At 73.7% G+C, this 2,561-nt stretch carries 3 protein-coding genes; all 3 read left to right on the forward strand.

Going from position 1 to position 2,561, the window contains the following annotated elements; translation table 11 throughout:
* Window positions 1-437: SCO6045 C-terminal-like domain-containing protein (locus M878_RS99720; RefSeq protein ID WP_483414714.1), on the forward strand; the 437-nt coding region annotated here is incomplete at its 5' end.
* Window positions 438-653: 216 nt separating this feature from the next.
* On the forward strand, window positions 654-1,427 hold the full coding sequence (locus M878_RS59155) for a DUF4142 domain-containing protein (protein WP_023545938.1): 774 nt from the start codon (window positions 654-656) through the stop codon (window positions 1,425-1,427).
* Window positions 1,428-1,556: 129 nt separating this feature from the next.
* Window positions 1,557-2,336: a TIGR04222 domain-containing membrane protein gene (locus M878_RS59160; RefSeq protein WP_023545939.1), complete on the forward strand. Its 780-nt coding sequence runs from the start codon at window positions 1,557-1,559 to the stop codon at window positions 2,334-2,336.
* Window positions 2,337-2,561 lie beyond the last annotated feature (225 nt).

The following is a 2,561-nucleotide window of genomic DNA, read 5'->3' on the forward strand; positions in this document are numbered from 1 at the left end:
CTGTCGCCGTGCTCACCCGTCCGGCGGTCGGCGCGCGGGAGCGGGTCGGTGTGGCCCAGGCCGCGGTGCTGTCCTCGCTGGTGGCCGGGACACCGGTGCCGGAGGGGTTCGACCGGGTGCGGATGAGGGTACAGGCGCGGGCGCTCACGGCGAAGCGGGCGGACGTGGTGGCGAAGGTGGCACCGGAGCTGCCGGTGATCCTCGGCGAGAGGTACCGGCCGGCGTTCCTCGACTACGCCCGGGAGCGGCCGATGAGCGGGGGCTACCGGCAGGACGCCCTGACCTTCGCCGCGCACCTGCTGGGGACCGGCCGGCCGGAGGACCCGGGGGCCCTGCGTGCGCTGCGGCAGTGGTGGCTGGACCGAGCGGGCCCGGTCCCGAGGTCCGGCGGGCGGGTGGCTCGGGCGACGCGGAAGGTGCTGCGGCATCGGGGCTGAGGGGTCGCTCACCGGCGCCGGCCGGGTGCCGCTGCGGGCAGCCCCTAGGGGCGCGGGGAACTGCGCGACCAGCCACGACGCACCCGCAGCCGCCGACGCACCGTAACCTCCCGAACCCTCTGCGTACCGACCCGAGCCCCGCAGGGAACCCGCAGTAATATGCCGTCCGCACCACCCCCCAGGCACACTCCCGTGCGGTGCGCTACAGGAGGCGCCATGCGACCCCGACCCCCGATCAAGGGCCGAGGCATATTCAGCGGCACAGGCCTCGTCATCGCGGCCCTCGCGGCGACCGCGTCGGCGCTGCTCTACCCGCTCTGGTCGTACGCCGACCGCCAGAGCCCGGCGGCCGGCGCCACCGTGCTGAGCACACAGACCGTGACCACTTCCTACGGCCCCCTGTCCACGCAGGACCAGGACTTCATCACCAAAGTGCGGCTGGCGGATCTCTGGGAGCTGCCCGCCGGCGAGCTGGCGGAGCGCAAGGGGACCACGGCGGCCGTACGGACGGCGGGACAGCACCTGGTCGACGGGCACACCTCGCTGGACGCCCATGTCCGCACCGTCGCCACCCAGCTCGGCGTACCGCTGCCGAACGAGCCGAACACGCAGCAGAACCAGTGGCTCGACACCCTGGGCGCGGCGCAGGGCGAGGACTTCGACCGCCAGTTCGCCGGCATCCTGCGGCTCGCGCACGCCCGGGTGTTCACGCTGGTCGCGCAGGTCCGGGCCGACACCCAGAACTCCCTGGTCCGTGATCTCGCCGACGACGCCAACGCGACCGTCCTGGACCACATCAAGGTCATGGAGGCGACGGGGTACGTCGACTTCGCCGCGCTCGCGAAGGAGCTGGCCGCCTCCCCCACCCCGGTGCCGACCCCGCCGGCGGTCGCCCCGAGCGCCGCCGTGCCCGTCACGCCCGAGCCGGGCGAGTCGTACTCCATGCCGCCGGCCACCACCAGCCCGCCGCCGCAGACGAGCAGCCCCTGACGCACCGCCCCTGCCTGGCCTGACCCGGCCTGACCTTGGGGTGAAACGGAATGTCACAGACGGCTGACACTGTGTCCGGATGATGAACAAGGCATGGCGTTCACCCAGGACCTGGCATAGAAACTTGTCATGTTCTGGGTCCTCCTCCTGCTCCTGGCCTGGGCTTTCGCCGGTACGGCGTGCACCCGGCTGTGCCTGACGGCCGTCCGCGCGGCCGCTCTGGACACGGATGCCACGCCGGCGGCCCCGGGGCACGACCTGACGCTGTACGAGGCGGCGTTCCTCTCCGGCGGCCCAGCCCGGGTCGCTGATGTGACCCTCGTCTCCATGGCCCGCCAGCGGCGCCTGCTGCTGGCGCACACCGGCTGGGCCACGGTGGTGGACCCACGGGGGCGCGACGAGATCGAGCAGTCCGTCATAGGGGCCATAGGCCCGGAAGGGCAGTCACGGATCGCGCCCGTGCGGGCGCGGGCGGCCGGCGCCGAGGCGGTGCGACGGCTCGCCGACGGGCTGGTGCGCGCCGGTCTCGCCGTCCCCGAGGGCGTCGGTACGACCGTGGGGGCCGCCGTGCGCCAGGTGCGCGCCGCCGCGCTGGCCGTGGCGGTCCTCGGCCTGACCGCGCTGCTGCTGCCCATCCAGACCGGGACGCCGCGGCTGCTGGTCGGCCTGTGGTTCGCCCTGCCCCTCACGCTGTCCCTGAGCTGTCTGGTCATCGCCCGGTTCGAGGTGCACCCGTACTCGCGCTGGGCCTCTCCGGCCGGGCAGCGGCTGCTGGGCGCGCTCGTGCGCAGGCCGGCCGGCGACGAGCGGTCGTTCCTCACCTCGGTCGCCGTACGCGGAATCCGCGCGATCGGCGAGCCGCAGCTGCGCGCCGCCTTCGCCCACCGCGACCAGCTCTGGCGGGAGTGACGCGACCAGTTCCGGCGGGAGTGAGGGGCGGCTTCGGGGGCGCATAGAGGCATTGACGCCGACACCGGCCGGACGGTGCTTGCCTTCACCGACGGGCGCAACGAAATATCCCTTCTGTTGATCGCCGGGCGTGGCAGCCATGCCATCGCCGCCGCATCGAAGGGACACGCGATGAGAGCTGCCGCCCTCTACTCGGCCGCCGGGACCCTGCTCCTGACCACCCTG

It is taken from the genome of Streptomyces roseochromogenus subsp. oscitans DS 12.976 (assembly GCF_000497445.1).
GTDB classification, from domain to species: Bacteria; Actinomycetota; Actinomycetes; order Streptomycetales; family Streptomycetaceae; genus Streptomyces; species Streptomyces oscitans.

Excerpts from the sequence above, each read along its gene's own strand:
- M878_RS59160 (WP_023545939.1), top strand. The coding sequence starts at position 1,557 with ATGTTCTGGGTCCTCCTCCTGCTCCTGGCCTGGGCTTTCGCCGGTACG.
- M878_RS59155 (WP_023545938.1), top strand. The coding sequence starts at position 654 with ATGCGACCCCGACCCCCGATCAAGGGCCGAGGCATATTCAGCGGCACA.